10 protein-coding genes, 1 tRNA gene and 1 pseudogene are annotated in these 14,392 nt (G+C 70.1%); 4 read left to right on the top strand and 8 right to left on the bottom strand.

All coding sequences use genetic code 11. The features are described from left to right. The first annotated feature begins 26 nt into the window (after window positions 1-26). A tRNA-Leu gene (locus tag ACXNSR_RS10620) sits at window positions 27-99 on the top strand. 130 nt (window positions 100-229) lie between these two features. Continuing rightward, window positions 230-976 (top strand): transposase, encoded by a 747-nt coding sequence (locus tag ACXNSR_RS10625; RefSeq protein ID WP_458643261.1) that lies wholly within the window; start codon window positions 230-232, stop codon window positions 974-976. On the opposite strand, the pseudogene ACXNSR_RS10630 reads toward ACXNSR_RS10625, so the two are convergent. After that, a pseudogene (locus tag ACXNSR_RS10630) lies at window positions 973-1,299 on the bottom strand (integrase core domain-containing protein); the annotation flags it as partial. The gene ACXNSR_RS10625 and the pseudogene ACXNSR_RS10630 overlap by 4 nt on opposite strands. A gap of 58 nt (window positions 1,300-1,357) precedes the next feature. Here ACXNSR_RS10630 and ACXNSR_RS10635 point away from each other — a divergent pair. Beyond that, window positions 1,358-2,368, top strand: a complete 1,011-nt coding sequence (locus tag ACXNSR_RS10635; RefSeq protein WP_458641837.1) for a quinone oxidoreductase family protein — start codon at window positions 1,358-1,360, stop codon at window positions 2,366-2,368. 75 nt (window positions 2,369-2,443) lie between these two features. Here the strand turns inward: ACXNSR_RS10635 and ACXNSR_RS10640 are convergent, their stop codons facing one another. From ACXNSR_RS10640 to ACXNSR_RS10655, 4 genes are all read right to left on the bottom strand, one after another. Next, window positions 2,444-3,322 carry a GNAT family N-acetyltransferase gene (locus ACXNSR_RS10640; protein WP_458641838.1) on the bottom strand — a complete coding sequence of 293 codons (879 nt, stop codon included), beginning with the start codon at window positions 3,320-3,322 and terminating at the stop codon, window positions 2,444-2,446. A gap of 313 nt (window positions 3,323-3,635) precedes the next feature. Further along, window positions 3,636-4,085, bottom strand: coding sequence for a hypothetical protein (locus ACXNSR_RS10645; protein ID WP_458641839.1), 450 nt, complete (start codon window positions 4,083-4,085; stop codon window positions 3,636-3,638). Window positions 4,086-4,283: 198 nt separating this feature from the next. Then, a complete protein-coding gene (gene pyk / locus ACXNSR_RS10650) occupies window positions 4,284-5,711 on the bottom strand; it encodes a pyruvate kinase (RefSeq protein WP_458641840.1) in 1,428 nt (475 codons plus the stop codon). Between the two features lie 146 nt (window positions 5,712-5,857). Continuing rightward, window positions 5,858-6,568, bottom strand: coding sequence for an SIMPL domain-containing protein (locus ACXNSR_RS10655; protein WP_458641841.1), 711 nt, complete (start codon window positions 6,566-6,568; stop codon window positions 5,858-5,860). A gap of 127 nt (window positions 6,569-6,695) precedes the next feature. Here ACXNSR_RS10655 and ACXNSR_RS10660 point away from each other — a divergent pair, with 127 nt between their 5' ends. Further along, a complete protein-coding gene (locus tag ACXNSR_RS10660) occupies window positions 6,696-8,504 on the top strand; it encodes a bifunctional metallophosphatase/5'-nucleotidase (protein ID WP_458641842.1) in 1,809 nt (602 codons plus the stop codon). Window positions 8,505-8,627: 123 nt separating this feature from the next. Here ACXNSR_RS10660 and ACXNSR_RS10665 read toward each other — a convergent pair whose 3' ends face one another. The 3 genes from ACXNSR_RS10665 to pepN all read right to left on the bottom strand — a co-directional run bounded on the left by ACXNSR_RS10665 (window position 8,628) and on the right by pepN (window position 14,389). After that, a complete protein-coding gene (locus tag ACXNSR_RS10665) occupies window positions 8,628-10,037 on the bottom strand; it encodes a lysine N(6)-hydroxylase/L-ornithine N(5)-oxygenase family protein (RefSeq protein ID WP_458641843.1) in 1,410 nt (469 codons plus the stop codon). Then, window positions 10,034-11,428 carry a pyridoxal phosphate-dependent decarboxylase family protein gene (locus ACXNSR_RS10670; protein ID WP_458641844.1) on the bottom strand — a complete coding sequence of 465 codons (1,395 nt, stop codon included), beginning with the start codon at window positions 11,426-11,428 and terminating at the stop codon, window positions 10,034-10,036. The genes ACXNSR_RS10665 and ACXNSR_RS10670 overlap by 4 nt, the downstream gene beginning before the upstream one ends. Before the next feature lie 411 nt (window positions 11,429-11,839). Next, on the bottom strand, window positions 11,840-14,389 hold the full coding sequence (gene pepN, locus ACXNSR_RS10675) for an aminopeptidase N (RefSeq protein ID WP_458641845.1): 2,550 nt from the start codon (window positions 14,387-14,389) through the stop codon (window positions 11,840-11,842). Window positions 14,390-14,392 lie beyond the last annotated feature (3 nt).

The following is a 14,392-nucleotide window of genomic DNA, read 5'->3' on the forward strand; positions in this document are numbered from 1 at the left end:
TCTTAGGTATCCTTCGTTTCGAAGGGGCCCCGGTAGCCCAGCGGTAGAGGCGATGGATTCAAAACCCATTCAGCGTCGGTTCGAATCCGACCCGGGGTACTTCTCCTTCAAATTCAAGGTCGCCAAGCGAATTTTGCGATCTTCACTCGTCACGGTGAACGAAGCTTCGAATTACGACCAACCGGACGATTACTGGCGAGGCTCCTGCGTTGTGGAGCACAATCCCGCGATACGCGAAGAAGCAGTCCTGCTGTTACGCCGAGGCGTGACCAACCGAGTGGTGGCCGAAAGTCTCGGCGTGCCCCGTGGCACCGTCGGCTGGTGGCGCCATCAGGACCGGAAGAACCGTGGCGAAGCCTACGTTCCCCCCGCCGACTGCCCGAGGTGCACCGAGCTTGGCCTCGACCGGCCTGCCTACGCCTATCTCCTCGGCCTCTATCTCGGCGACGGCCACATCATCTCGAAGTACAAGCAGCACCACCTCTCCATCTTCTGCGACGCCGCCTGGGCGGGCCTCGTCGACGCTGCCGAAGAAGCCATGCACCTCGTGATGCGGATCCCTCGTATAAGCCGCCGACAGCGACAGGGATGCGTCGAGGTTCAGTCCCACTCGACCCACTGGACATGCCTGTTCCCGCAGCACGGGCCCGGCAAGAAGCACGAGCGGCGGATCACTCTTGAGGACTGGCAGCAGGAGATCGTCGACGCCCATCCGTGGGACTTCCTGCGGGGGCTGATCCACTCCGACGGGTGTCGGATCACCAACTGGACCGTCCGCAACGGCAAGCGCTACGAGTACCCGCGGTACTTCTTCACCAACAAGTCCGACGACATCCGCAGCCTCTGCACGGACACGTTGACCAAGGTCGGGGTCCGGTGGACGGTGCTGGCCCGGGGCAGTGATCCGTTCAACGTGTCCATCGCCCGGAAGGACTCCGTGGCGCTGATGGACGCCCACATCGGGCCGAAGTACTAGGTGTATCGCCTCGTTGGGTTGGGGACGCGGCGGCCTGCGGGTGGTTTGCCTGCACGTGCGGTGTGTCCGCGGTGGTGGAGCCGGCCGGGGAACGCTTCGCGGCGGTCGATGTCCGACCGGTAGGGGCGGGCGTAGGCCCATTCGTCGAGCAGGGTGCGGTTGAAGCGTTCGGCCTTGCCGTTGGTCCGGGGCCGGTAGGGCCGGGTTCGTTCGTGGGTGATCCCGGCCGCCGCCGGGCTGTCGCGCCGGTCGCGTGAGCGGTAGCGGGAGCCGTTGTCGGTCAGAACCCGTTCGGCGGTGATCCCAGCGCCGGTGAGGAAGGCGCCGGGAATCGGACCGCCATCAACGGGGTTGGGGGGATGAGCCGTTAATTGGAGGGTCATGCGAGCGATTCAGGTGTACGAAGTGGGCGGTCCCGAGGTGCTGCGGGAGGCCGAGGTGGACCAGCCGCGGCCGGGTCCGGGCGAGGCGGTCGTGGAGGTCGCCGCATCCGGGGTCAACTTCCTCGACGTCTACCACCGCGAGGGGAGGTACAGCCTTCCGCTGCCCTTCACCCCGGGTGCTGAGGGCGCCGGCACGGTCGTCGAAGTCGGACCCGGCGTCGCTGACGTCGCAGTCGGGGACCGGGTCGGTTGGGTGGAGACTCCCGGCACGTATGCCGAGCGGGCCGTCGTGGACTCCTCGCGGCTGGTGCCGCTGCCCGACGACATCGACTTCGAGACGGCCGCCGCCGTGCTCCTCCAAGGCATGACCGCGCACTATCTCGTCAAGGACGCCTACCCGGTTCAGGGGGGCGACACGGTGCTCGTGCATGCGGCTGCCGGTGGCATGGGGCTGCTTTTGACCCAGCTCATCACCCATCTCGGCGGCAGGGTGATCGGCACGACGTCGACCACGGCGAAGGCCGAGCTGGCGAAGCGTGCCGGGGCCGCCGAGGTGATCCTTTCCTCCGCGGTCGACGATCTCGCAGCCGAGGTGAGGCGGCTCAACGGCGGTCAGGGGCTGCCGGTCGTCTTCGACGGCGTCGGTGCGCACACCTTCGATGCGAGCCTCGCCAGCCTGCGTACCCGCGGCCATCTCGTGCTCTTCGGCGCGGCGAGTGGTGCCGTGCCGCCGTTCGATCCGATTCGGCTCGCCCACGGCGGTTCGCTGACCCTGATCCGGCCCAGCCTCGGGGACTTCATCGCCGATCGGTCCGAACTGCTCCGACGGGCCGCCGATGTGTTCGAGTGGGTGCGCTCCAAGGCGCTCGAGGTCACCGTAACGGGCCGCTACGCATTGTCCGAGGCCGCCCGGGCCCACAGCGATCTGGAGGCTCGGCGTACTACTGGCAAGCTGCTTCTCGTACCGGATGCGGCCGCTATTGGACGTCGCGAGGAGGCGCAGAGCTGATCGACTGGGGCCTGTTGTGGGAGCGCCGGACGGGCCGGATGGGGTGATGCCCGAATCCGGCCCGTCCGCTCGTCCCTACAGGTCGAGCTGATATTGCAGTGTCGTGTGTGTGGGCAGGTAGCCGAGGCTGTCGCTGATGTGCCTCATGTGCGTGTTGCTGTCGGCGGTGTCGGTCAGGAGGCCGCCGAGGTCCGGGTAGTGTCCGTGGGCTCGGCGGATCGACTCGGCTTTCATCCAGCGGCCGAGGCCGTGTCCGCGGTGCTCGGGCAGCACGCCGGTGCCGTAGTGCTGGGCGTCGCCCGTGCCGTCGCCGGGGACGACGAGTTCGGTGAACCCGGCGATCGATCCGTTGGAGGTGTCGATGGCGACGACGGTGTGCAGGTGGTCGCCGCGCTGTTCGACGGCCTTCGCCGCTGCCCGGACCCGGTCCACGTCCCAGGTCGTGGTGCCGTGGTCGGTGTCCTCCATGGGCATGTCGTCCATGGCGCGGCGTGAGTCGGCGAAGGTCCGGGCGAGATCGTCGGGGACGGTTCCCTGCCAGGTCGCCAGCCGGTAGCCGGGATGCGGACGCTCGATGATCTCTGCCAGGGAGGGGATGTGCACGTCGGCCAGGGGCAGGCGGGAGTACCTCAGGGTGAGGACCTTGCGGAAGCCGCGGGCCGGCAGGAAGTGGTCGCCGGGCGATCCGGCCCGGGCCTGCGCCACGACGCGGCGTCGGGTGTTGTCCCGGGCGGCGGCCACGGCAGTGTCGAGCAGCCGGGAGCCGACGCCCTTGCGGCGCTCCACGGGATGTACGTGGAGGGTCAGTTCGGCCAGGTGTGCTTGTCCGCCGTCGAACAGGCGCAGGAAGGCCGTCCCGACCGGGTTGGCGTCGGCGTCGGACGCCAGCCATGCGAGGCGTCGGTCGTGCGCCCCGTGAGCGGGGTCGGTCAGTGGGGTGATGTGGAGCGACAAGGTGTCTCCGTCGTGAGGAGGTGGCAGGGGTTCGTACGCGGGCTCAGCTGCTGGGCAGTCCTGCGCATGTGCTCCACACCTCCTTGTCGACGTGCCGGTCCGGGTCAACGTGGACGGCTGGGAGAACGTAGCCGGTCCGTGGGCTCCTGGGCAAAGGGTTATCCGCGGGCTGCTGCGGTCTGACTGGCGGTGCCGCTCGGGTGCGTCCCGTCTCGGCCGTATCGGCGGCCGGCCTCGAGGAACGACAAGGCGAGGAGCCCGCCGGGGACCGTCGTTGCGACCGGGTTGTAGGCGAGGAGGGAACTGTCTGGGGTCAGCGGTGGGTGGTGGTCCTGGTGGACGGGGTGTAGGTGATCAGGGGCGGCAGCTCGTGGTGGCCGGTGACGGTCTCGGCGGTGAGGACGGCGGGGCGGTCGCATGCCGTGCCCAGTGCGGTCAGGAAGCGCAGCACGTCGGTGACGTGGGCTCCGTCCTCGATGTCGTCGGGCCAGAGGGAGAATTCGATGCCGTCGACCGGCAGATGGGCCGAGAACCAGGTGCGGCCGTATCGGACGCCGAGGGTTGCCACGTGGTCGTCCTCCAGTGTGGCGATCGGGTTCTCGGTGTCGTCCGGGCCGATGTCGTGCGCCTCGGTGCCGTGGTGCCAGGTGAGTTGGTCGGCGGTGGCGCGGAGGTGGGGCAGGACCTGGTTCCAGTCGGTGTCGTCGGTGTCGGTGACGGTGATGTCGCGGAGGCTTCCGTCGACGTGGAACGCGTCGCACATCCATGGTTCGGGCAGTCGGCAGGTGCCCGGGCGGGGTTCGCATTCGTGCCCGGTTCCGGTGTCCGGTGTGTGTGGCGGTTGCCTGGTCATCTGGTCCGTCCCCGTGGGTGTTCGTCGCGAGGGGTCAGTATGGCTGTCCGTCGGGGGCGGGGGCCGCGTCGGGCGGGTGGTGGTGCCCGACGCGGTGTGTGGGGTGGGTCAGTGGACCGGGTCGCCGATGTGGTGGATGCGGACGAGGTTGGTGGAGCCGGTGACGCCGGGGGGTGAGCCGGCGGTGATGACGACGGTGTCGCCGGGTACGCAGCGGCCGATGCGCAGGAGTTCTTCTTCGACCTGGGCGACCATGGCGTCGGTGGAGTCGACGTGGGGGCCGAGGAAGGTTTCGACGCCCCAGGTGAGGTTGAGCTGGGAGCGGGTGGCGGGGTCGGGGGTGAAGGCGAGGAGGGGGATGGGTGAGCGGTAGCGGGAGAGTCGGCGGACGGTGTCGCCGCTCTGGGTGAAGGCGACGAGGAATTTGGCGTCGAGGAAGTCGCCCATTTCGGCGGCTGCGCGGGCGACGGCTCCGCCTTGGGTGCGGGGTTTGTTGCGGTCGGTGAGTGGGGGGAGGCCCTTGGCGAGGATGTCTTCTTCGGCGGCTTCGACGATGCGGGACATGGTGCGGACGGTTTCGATGGGGTATTTGCCGACGCTGGTTTCGCCGGAGAGCATGACGGCGTCGGTGCCGTCGATGATGGCGTTGGCGACGTCGCTGGCTTCGGCGCGGGTGGGGCGGGAGTTGTCGATCATCGAGTCGAGCATCTGGGTGGCGACGATGACGGGTTTGGCGTTGCGCTTGGCGAGTTTGATGGCGCGCTTTTGGACGATGGGGACTTGTTCGAGGGGCATTTCGACGCCGAGGTCGCCGCGGGCGACCATGATGCCGTCGAAGGCGGCGACGATGTCGTCGATGTTTTCGACGGCTTGGGGCTTTTCGATCTTGGCGATGACGGGGAGGCGGCGGCCTTCTTCGTCCATGATCCGGTGGACGTCTTCGATGTCGCGGCCGCTGCGGACGAAGGAGAGGGCGATGACGTCGGCGCCGGTGCGCAGGGCCCAGCGGAGGTCTTCGATGTCTTTTTCGGAGAGGGCGGGGACGGAGACGGCTACGCCGGGGAGGTTGAGGCCCTTGTGGTCGGAGACCATGCCGCCTTCGATGACGCGGGTGTGGACGCGGGGGCCGTCGACCGCGGTGACTTCGAGGGTGACGCGGCCGTCGTCGACGAGGATGAGTTCGCCGGTGGTGACGTCGGCGGCGAGGCCTTTGTAGGTGGTGCCGCAGGTGTGGCGGTCGCCGTGGTGGTCTTCGACGGTGATGGTGAATTCGTCGCCGCGTTCAAGGAGTACGGGTCCTTCGTGGAAGCGGCCGAGGCGGATCTTCGGGCCTTGAAGGTCGGCGAGGATGCCGACGCTGCGGCCGGTCTCGTCGGAGGCCTTGCGTACGCGCTGGTAGCGCTCCTCGTGTTCGGCGGCGGTGCCGTGGCTGAGGTTGAGGCGGGCGATGTCCATTCCGGCTTCGACCAGGGCTTTGATCTGGTCGTATGAGTCGGTTGCGGGGCCCAGGGTACATACGATTTTCGCTCGGCGCATGAGGCGAGCGTATTCCCCTACCTGCGGGTAGGTAATCGCTTCCAGGTGTCCACTCAACAACCTTTGAGCAAAAGCTTGTTGACAACTGTTGAATGTGCGTGGGGGTGCTCTGATGAGCACCCCCGGGCGTGGTTTTTGTAGGTTCTTCAGAGTTGTGGCGGGGTCATGGTGAAGCGGGCGTTCACCTGTGCGTAGACGGTCTGGCGCTGGGGTTCGAGGTCGAGGGGCGGGGGGCCGGCGTCCTCGGTGGCGCTGAAGGCCATGGTGCGCATGCCGGCGCCGGGGGCGGGGGCGAAGGGGGCGGCGTTCTCGGCGCCGAGGTCGGCGAGTTCGACGAGGGCGGCGAGGTTCGCGCCGAGGGCTTCGGCGTATTCGCGGGCGCGCTGGACGGCTTCGAGGACGGCTTGGCGGCGGGCCCGGCCGTGGGCGGGTGAGGTGGGGCGCAGGGCCCACCAGGGGCCGTCGATCTGGGTGAGTTCGAGGTCGGCGAGGCGGGTGGTGAGTTCGCCGAGGGTGGTGAAGTCGCTGAGTTCGGCGGTGATGTGGACGCGGCCGTGGTAGGCGCGGACGCGTTCGGCGCGGCCGTGGCGGGTGAGTTCGGGGGTGATGGAGAAGGCGCCGGTTTCGAGCTTTTCGACGGGGTCGCCGTAGCTCTTGATGAGGTCGAGGGCGGCGTTGTTGCGGCGGGTGAGGTCCTCGAGTGCGGTGCGGCGGTCGGTGCCGCGGGCGCTGACGGTGATTCCGATGCGGGCGATCTCGGGGTCGACTTCGAGGAGGGCTTCGCCGCGGACTGCTACGCGGGGCACTTCGGGGGTTCCGTAGGGCTGGTGGGATGCGTGCGCTGCGTCCTGGGTCATGGTTTCACTGTCGCACTGTCGCTCGTTCGGGTGCGGTCACCGGATCGAAACCTGGTGGGGGTGTTGCGGCTTGTTACTGGTGGGTCAGAATCTACGCGCGTTGTTCAAGCCTCAAAAGGGAGATGGTATGGCGTTCGACCGCAGGACTTTCCTGGGTAGTACGGCGGCGACGGGTGCGGCCGTGGCGTTGGCGGGGGCCACGAGCTCTCCGGCCGCGGCGGCCGCGCAGGAGGTGCGGGGGTCGGGGTCCGGGGCGCGGACGTACGCGTTCACGGTGATGGGTACGACCGACTTGCACGGGAATGTCTTCAACTGGGACTACTTCACGGACAAGGAGTTCGACGACAAGGCGCACAACGACGTCGGTCTGGCGAAGATCTCGACCCTGGTGAACCAGGTGCGGGCGGAGAAGGGGCGGCGCAACACGCTGCTGATCGACGCGGGTGACACGATCCAGGGCACGCAGCTTTCGTACTACTACGCGAAGGTGGATCCGATCACCGCGCGGCGGGGTCCGGTGCACCCGATGGCGCAGGCGATGAACGCGATCGGCTATGACGCCGCGGCGCTGGGGAACCACGAGTTCAACTACGGCATACCGGTGCTGCGGAAGTTCGAGGAGCAGTGCGACTTCCCGCTGCTGGGGGCGAACGCGCTGGATGCGAAGACGCTGCGGCCGGCGTTCGCGCCGTACAGCATGCACAAGCTGCGCACGCCGTGCGGGCGGGATGTGAAGGTGGCGGTGCTGGGGCTGACGAACCCGGGCATCGCGTTGTGGGACAAGGCGAACGTGCAGGGGAAGATGACGTTCCCGGGGCTGGAGGAGCAGGCGGCGAAGTACGTGCCGAAGCTGCGGTCGATGGGTGCGGACGTGGTGATCGTGTCGGCGCACTCGGGGTCGAGCGGTACGTCCTCGTACGGTGACCAGCTGCCGTACATCGAGAACGCGGCGGCGCTGGTGGCGGAGCAGGTGCCGGGGATCGACGCGATCCTGGTGGGGCACGCGCACACGGAGATCCCGGAGTACCGGGTGAAGAACCGGGCGACCGGCAAGGACGTGGTGCTGTCGGAGCCGCTGAAGTGGGGGCAGCGGCTGACGCTGTTCGACTTCGAGCTGGTGTGGGAGAAGGGCCGCTGGTCGGTGGCGAAGGTCGCGGCGAAGGTCGTGAACTCGAACACGGTGGCGGAGGACGCGAAGATCACGCGGCTGCTGTCGGACGAGCACCGCAAGGTCGTGGCGTACGTGAACCAGGTGATCGGCACCTCGACGCAGGCGATGTCCTCGGCGGAGGGTCCGGTCAAGGACGTCGCGATCATCGACCTGATCAACCACGTGCAGGCGGAGACGGTGAAGGCGGCTCTGGCGGGCACGGAGTGGGCGGCGCTGCCGGTGCTGTCGCAGGCCTCGTGCTTCTCGCGGACGGCGGCGATCCCGGCCGGGCAGGTGACGATCAGGGATGCGGCGGGTCTGTACCCGTTCGAGAACACGATGGAGGCGCGGCTGCTGACGGGTGCGCAGCTGAAGGACTACCTGGAGTACTCGGCGCGGTACTTCGTGCGGACGGCGCCGGGTGACGCGGTGGATCCGGCGAAGCTGACGAACTCCGAGGGTGTTCCGGACTACAACTACGACGCGGTGTACGGGCTGGTGTACGACATCGACATCGCGCAGCCGGTGGGTTCGCGGATCTCGGGGTTGTCGTTCCAGGGGAAGCCGGTGGATCCGGCGGGGCAGTTCGTGCTGGCGGTGAACAACTACCGGGCTTCGGGTGGTGGCAACTTCCCGCACGTGCCGCAGGCGAAGCAGGTGTGGGCGAACTCGGACGAGATCCGTAACACGATCATCCAGTGGGTGAAGACGAAGGGGACCGTCGATCCGGCGCAGTTCGCGTCGGTGGACTGGCGTCTGACGCGGGCGGGCGTGCCGGTGTTCTAGGCGCTGGTCGCCGGTGGCCCTCGGGGCCGGGGTCCGCGGCGGCGGATCCCGGCCCTTCGTGCGTTCAGGGGTGGTGCGGTGGAGGCGGGCGGGGACGGCGGCGACGAGGGGTTCGGGAGTCTCCTACGGGTGTTCGACGAGGGAGCGGAGTTCGCCGGCGGGGCGGGGGCGGGTGTGTTCGCGCTGGTCGAGGCCGAAGGTGGTGAAGGCGGTGCGGGCGGGCTGGGGGTAGGGCTCCTTGCCGGTGAGGGTGTTGAGGATGGCGGCGCTGCGCCAGGCCGCGAGGCCGAGGTCGGGGGCGCCGACGCCGTGGGAGTGGCGTTCGCCGTTCTGGACGAAGATGCTGCCGGTGACGGTGGGGTCGAGGATCATCCGGTAGCGGTCGTCGATGCGGGGGCGGCCCGAGGAGTCCTTGCGCAGGTACGGGTCGAGGCCGGCGAGGAGGCCGCTGAGCGGCCGCTCCTGGTATCCGGTGGCGAGGACGACGGCGTCGGTGGTGAGGCGGGAGCGGGTGCCCTGCTCGATGTGTTCGAGGTGGAGTTCGACCTTGGTGGTGGCGACGCGGCCGGCGGTGCGGACGCTGACTCCGGGGGTGAGGACGGTGTCGGGCCAGCCTCCGTGGAGGGTGCGGCGGTAGAGCTCGGCGTGGATGGCGGCGATGGTGTCGGCGTCGATGCCCTTGTGGAGTTGCCATTGGGTGGGGACGAGCTGGTCGCGTACGGGTTCGGGGAGGGAGTGGAAGTAGCGGGTGTAGTCGGGGGTGAAGTGTTCGAGGCCGAGCTTGGAGTACTCCATGGGGGCGAAGGAGGGGGTGCGGGCGAGCCAGGTGAGGCGTTCGCGGCCGGCGGGGCGGGCGCGGAGGAGGTCGAGGAAGACTTCGGCTCCCGACTGGCCGGATCCGATGACGGTGACGTGTTCGGCGCCGAGGATGCGCCCGCGGTTGTCGAGGTAGTCGGCGGAGTGGATGACGGGGACGGTGGGGGCGTCGGCGAGGGGGCGCAGGGGTTCGGGGACGTAGGGGGCGGTGCCGATGCCGAGGGCGAGGTTGCGGGTGTAGGTGCGGCCGAGGGCTTCGGCTTCGCCAGTGGCGTCGAGTTGGGTGAAGTCGACTTCGAAGAGGTCGCGTTCGGGGTTCCAGCGGACGGCGTCGACCTGGTGGCCGAAGTGGAGTCCGGGGAGGCGGTCGGCGACCCAGCGGCAGTAGGCGTCGTATTCGGCGCGGTGGATGTGGAACTGCTCGGCGAAGTAGAAGGGGAAGAGCCGTTCCTTGTGCCTCAGGTAGTTGAGGAAGCTCCAGGGGCTGGCCGGGTCGGCGAGGGTGACGAGGTCGGCGAGGAAGGGGACCTGGAGGGTGGCTCCTTCGATGAGGAGTCCGGGGTGCCAGCGGAAGTCGCGGCGCTGGTCGTAGAAGGCGGTGGCGAGTTCGCCGGCTCCTTGTCGGGGCAGGCCGTCGGCGAGGGCCGCGAGGGACAGGTTGAAGGGGCCGATCCCGATTCCGACGAGGTCGTGGGGGGCGTCGAGCTGGGCGGTCATCGGTGGCTGCTGCCTTCCAGGAGGGAGATGAGGTGGTCCAGGTCCCCCGCTGTGGTGTGCGGGTTGAGCAGGGTGGCTTTGAGCCAGAGGCGGCCGTCGGCGTGGGTGCGGCCGAGGACGGCGCGGCCTTGGTGCAGGAGGGTGCGGCGCAGGGTGGCGAGGTGGTCGTCGTCGGCGTGGGTGGGCCGGAAGAGGACGGTGGTGATGGTGGGGGGTGCGTGGAGTTCGAATCCGGGGTGGGCGTCGAGGAGCCGGGCGAGGTGGTGTGCGGTGTCGATGGTGCGGTCGACGAGTGCGGCGAGGCCGTCGCGGCCGAGGGCGCGCAGGGTGGTGGCGATCTTGAGGGCGTCGGGGCGGCGGGTGGTGCGCAGGGAGCGGCCGAGGAGGTCGGGGAGGCCGGCTTCGGTGTCGTCGGTGGCGTTGAGGTAGTCGGCCTGGTGGGCGAGGGGGGCGAGGAGGGCGGTGTCGGGGACGGCGAGGAGGCCTGCGGCGACGGGCTGCCAGCCGAGTTTGTGCAGGTCGATGGTGAGGGAGTGGGCGCGGCCGAGTCCGGCGAGTCGGTCGCGGTGGCGGGGGCTGAGGGCGAGGAGGCCGCCGTAGGCGGCGTCGATGTGGAGGTCGGCGCCGTAGCGGTCGCAGAGGTCGGCGATGGGGTGGATCGGGTCGATGAGGCCTGCGTCGGTGGTGCCGGCGGTGGCGGTGACGAGGGTGGGGCCGGGGGTGGTGGCGAGGGCTTCGGCGAGGCGGGCGGGGTCGAGGGTGCCGGTGGGGGTGGGGAGTTCGGTGGCCGGGGGCAGGCCGAGGAGCCAGGCGGCGCGGGGGACGGAGTGGTGGGCGTTGGCTCCGTGGAGGACGGTGAGGGCCGGGCCGTGGCGTTCACGGGCGAGGAGTACGCCGAGTTGGTTGGCTTCGGTGCCGCCGGTGGTGACGAGGGCGTCGGCGCGGGGGGTGTCGTAGAACTCGGCGGCGAGGGTGCGGGTCAGGAGGGCTTCGACGGCGGAGGCGGCGGGGGCCTGGTCCCAGGAGTCGAGGGAGGGGTTCAGGGCGCTGACGGCGAGGTCGGCGGCGGCCGCGACGGCGAGCGGGGGGCAGTGCAGGTGGGCTGCGCACAGGGGGTCGGCGGGGTCGGCGGCCCCGGCGGCGAGGGTGTGTACGAGGGTGCGGAGGGCTTCGTGGGCGCCGGTGCCGTGGGCGGGGAACACGTCGCCCAGCGCGGCGTGGACGCGGGCGGTGACGGTGTCGGGGCCGCCGGCGGGAAGGGGGCCGCCGCGGTCCTCGGCGCCGGTGCGCAGCGCGTCGAGGACGGTGTCGAGGAGGGGGCGCAGGGCCGCGGCGCCGCCGGGGCCGCCGGCGAGCGGGGGCGGTGTGCGTGTGCCGGGCTGCGCGGTCATCGGGGTCCTCCGGGGCTGGCCGGGTGCGGTGGGAGGCACCCGGCCTGTACAACGATCCGACCCGAATGGGGTAACCGCCAGGGTTTGTCCGGGGTCGGGGGCCGGGTCCCTGCCGGGTCCCTGCCGGGGGCTCGGCGGTGGCTGGGCCAGGGCCGGGCCGGGCGGGATCCGGTCCGGCCCCCGGCCCCGGTACCGGGTGCCAGGACAGGCGGCCAAGACCGGATCGCCTGGCCGGGGCTGGTGCCTGGCCGGGGCCGGGTGGGGCCGGGGCGGGGGGCGTCCGGGACTGCATGATTCATGGCGCCCTGGGCGAGTGAGGCGTACGGGCAGCGGGTGCGCCGATACATCACGTTTTACGTCCCGGACGACACCCCACCCCGTCCCCGTCACCGGCCCTGGCCCGGCTCCCGGCTAGCTCGCGGTGGACGGGCTACGGACCTCCAGGGCGCGGGCGAGGTCGTCGAGTTGGTCGACCAGCTTGCGGCGCAGGAGGGGGATGATGTCCGGGTTCGTGAGGCAGGTGTGGCCGGCCTGGAGGTTGGCTTCGTCGATGGCGTACGCGGGGAACGCCCAGCGGCCGGCGGCTTCGCCGATGGCCGGGCCGCGGCGGGCGCCGAGGGCGACGGCCTCCGGGTAGTAGCGGGTGACGTACGGGGCGAGCAGTTCGGCCTGTTCGGGCTGCCAGAAGCCCTGGGCGGTGGCGCTGAAGAGGTAGTTGGACAGGCTGTCGTCGTGGAAGAGGCGGTCCCAGGCGGCGGCCTTGGCCTCGGCGGTGGGGAGGGCGGCGCGGCAGCGGGCGGCGCCTTCCTGGCCGGTGGCACTGGTGTCGGCGGCGAGGGCGGCGTCGATCTCGCTCTCGCCGACGGCGCCGAGGACGGCGAGTCGGCCGAGGATGCGCCAGCGCAGTTCGGGGTCGAGTGCGGGGCCGCCGGGGACGGTGTCGTCGGTGAGCCAGGCGGCGATGGTGTCGGGCTGGGTGGCGCTGTCGACGAGGGTGCGTACGGCGGTCAGCCGCATGCCGGGCTCGGAGCCGTCCTCGGTGCGCCGGAGCAGGTCGCGGGCGATGGTGGTGAGGGTGGCGAGCGCCGCGGTCTGCTCTTCGGGGGCGACGTAGCGTACGGCGACCTGGGTGCGGGCGAAGGCGAGGACGCCCTGGACGATGGCGAGGTCGTCCTCCTCGGGCAGGTGTGCGGCGGCGGTGGCCAGGAAGTCGTGCGGGTCGAGTTCGCCGTCGCGGACCATGTCGCGCAGGGCGTTCCAGACGACGGCGCGGGTGAGGGCGTCGGGGATGCCGGCCAGGCCGCGCAGGACGGTTTCGACGGAGGTTTCGTCGAGCCGGACCTTGGCGTAGGTGAGGTCGACGTCGTTGAGGACGAGGAGCGCGGGGCGGGCTCCGGTCACGGAGATGATCTCGTCGGAGGGGATGTCGAGGTCGAGGAGTTCGCGCAGTTCGAGGAAGCGGTTGTCGGCGGGGTCGCGGTCGTAGACGCCGACGGCGATGCGGTGGGGGCGGCTGCCGCGGCGGTCGACGGCGAGGGTCCAGCCGGCGGGGGTGTCGGGGCGGCCTTCGGACTCCTCGATGCGGGGGGTGAGGGTGTCGATGCCGGTGGTGCGCAGCCAGACGTCGGCCCAGGCGCGGACGTCGCGTTCGGTGTGGGCGGCGAGGGAGTCGATGAAGTCGGCGAGGGAGGCGTTGGCGAACTTGTGGCGGGCGAAGTGGGTGTTGATGCCGGCCAGGAAGTCCTTCTCGCCGAGCCAGGCGACGAGTTGGCGCAGGGCGGAGGCGCCCTTGGCGTAGGAGATGCCGTCGAAGTTGAGGAGGGCGGAGGCGGTGTCGGGGACGTCTTCGGGGGCGGGGGCGACGGGGTGGGTGGAGGGGCGCTGGTCGGCGTCGTAGCCCCAGGGCTTGCGGGTGACGCCGAAGTCGGTCCAGGTGTCGGTGAAGCGGGTGGCTTCGGTGAGGGTCTGGTAGCCCATGTATTCGGCGAAGGACTCGTTGAGCCAGATGTCGTCGAACCAGGCGAGGGTGACGAGGTCGCCGAACCACATGTGGGCCATCTCGTGGGCGATGACCATGGCGCGGGACTGGCGTTCGGTGTCGGTGACGGCGGAGCGGAAGATGAACTCGTCGCGGAAGGTGACGAGTCCGGGGTTCTCCATGGCGCCGGCGTTGAACTCGGGTACGAAGGCCTGGTCGTAGGAGTCGAAGGGGTAGGGCTCGGTGAACTTCTCCTGGTACCGGTCGAAGCAGGCCTTGGTGATGGAGAGGATCTCCTCGGCGTCGACGTCCATGTGGGGTGCGAGGGACTGGCGGCAGTGGATGCCGAAGGGCAGTCCGGCGTGTTCGGTGCGGATGCTGTGCCAGGGGCCGGCGGCGACGGCGGCGAGGTAGGTGGAGATGAGGGGGGTGGGGGCGGACTGCCAGATGACCGCGCCGCTGTTGTCGGGGGCGGCGCCGGTGCGGGTGGTGATGCCGTTGGCGAGGACGGTCCAGTGGGCGGGGGCGGTGACGGTGAATTCGAAGACGGCCTTGAGGTCGGGCTGGTCGAAGGCCGGGAAGACCCGCTGGACGTCGTCCAGGAACATCTGGCTGTAGACGTACGTCTGGTCGTCGGCGGGGTCGGTGAAACGGTGCAGGCCCTCGCCGGTGCGGGAGTAGCGCATGCGGGTGTCGAGGCGCAGCTCGTGGGGGCCTTCGGTGAGGCCGGTGAGCGGGAGGCGGTCGTCGGCGAGGGTGGCCGGGTCGAGGGGGCGGCCGTCGAGGGTGGCCGAGCGCAGTTCGACGGGCTTGAGCTCGATGAAGGTGTCTGCGGCGGTGCGTGCGGTGAACCGGACGACGGTGGTGGAGTCGAAGGTTTCGTCGTCGCCGGTGAGGTCGAGGGTGACGGCGTAGTGCTGGACGTCGAGGAGCTGGGCTCGGATCTGCGCTTCGTTGCGCGTCAGTGCGGACATGGGGCCCATGCT

The organism is Streptomyces sp. NC-S4 (assembly GCF_054353315.1).

Coding starts and splice junctions, on each gene's coding strand:
- ACXNSR_RS10635 (WP_458641837.1), top strand. CDS start 1,358: ATGCGAGCGATTCAGGTGTACGAAGTGGGCGGTCCCGAGGTGCTGCGG.
- ACXNSR_RS10645 (WP_458641839.1), bottom strand. CDS start 4,085: ATGTGCGACGCGTTCCACGTCGACGGAAGCCTCCGCGACATCACCGTC.
- pyk (WP_458641840.1), bottom strand. CDS start 5,711: ATGCGCCGAGCGAAAATCGTATGTACCCTGGGCCCCGCAACCGACTCA.
- ACXNSR_RS10655 (WP_458641841.1), bottom strand. CDS start 6,568: ATGACCCAGGACGCAGCGCACGCATCCCACCAGCCCTACGGAACCCCC.
- ACXNSR_RS10660 (WP_458641842.1), top strand. CDS start 6,696: ATGGCGTTCGACCGCAGGACTTTCCTGGGTAGTACGGCGGCGACGGGT.
- ACXNSR_RS10665 (WP_458641843.1), bottom strand. CDS start 10,037: ATGACCGCCCAGCTCGACGCCCCCCACGACCTCGTCGGAATCGGGATC.
- ACXNSR_RS10670 (WP_458641844.1), bottom strand. CDS start 11,428: ATGACCGCGCAGCCCGGCACACGCACACCGCCCCCGCTCGCCGGCGGC.
- pepN (WP_458641845.1), bottom strand. CDS start 14,389: ATGGGCCCCATGTCCGCACTGACGCGCAACGAAGCGCAGATCCGAGCC.